At 52.8% G+C, this 371-nt stretch carries 1 protein-coding gene; it reads left to right on the top strand.

Annotation, left to right across the window (positions count from 1 at the left end):
- The first annotated feature begins 171 nt into the window (after window positions 1-171).
- The gene (gene tisB, locus A6013_RS29265) at window positions 172-249 is read left to right on the top strand and encodes a type I toxin-antitoxin system toxin TisB (RefSeq protein WP_139128325.1); all 78 of its coding nucleotides are present in this window, start codon (window positions 172-174) and stop codon (window positions 247-249) included.
- The last annotated feature ends 122 nt before the right edge of the window (window positions 250-371 follow it).

Below are 371 nucleotides of genomic sequence, written 5' to 3'. Positions count from 1 at the left end.
GCGAGGGGTCCGTAGTTTACCGGCGCAACGACGTCCTGGCTGAAACTGGTGGTGCCGTCAGTGCCTTAACCCCTGAAGTGAGCACACTGTGTTACGTCAAGCCAGGTGCTGGCAACACGCGGCGTTAAGGTACGCCAGCATCGTGCTCCTTTTATCCTAAAGGAGACGCGTATGAGCGTAGTGGATATGGTGATCCTTTTCCTCAAACTGATTGTTGCAGTACTGCATCTGCTTAATGCTGTCCTGTAATACGTGCGGTAATTCAGGTTTAAGGTGCATTTGAGAGGGGCGGGCAACCGCCCCTCTTTAATAACGAGGGAATGCTATGTCGCGTCTGTTTATTGAGCTTGTCAGACCGGATGAGCGGGGGT

The sequence above is a fragment of the Enterobacter sp. IF2SW-B1 genome (genome assembly GCF_001743375.1).
GTDB lineage: Bacteria > Pseudomonadota > Gammaproteobacteria > Enterobacterales > Enterobacteriaceae > Enterobacter > Enterobacter bugandensis.
This window is presented reverse-complemented; position numbering and strand designations above follow the sequence as displayed.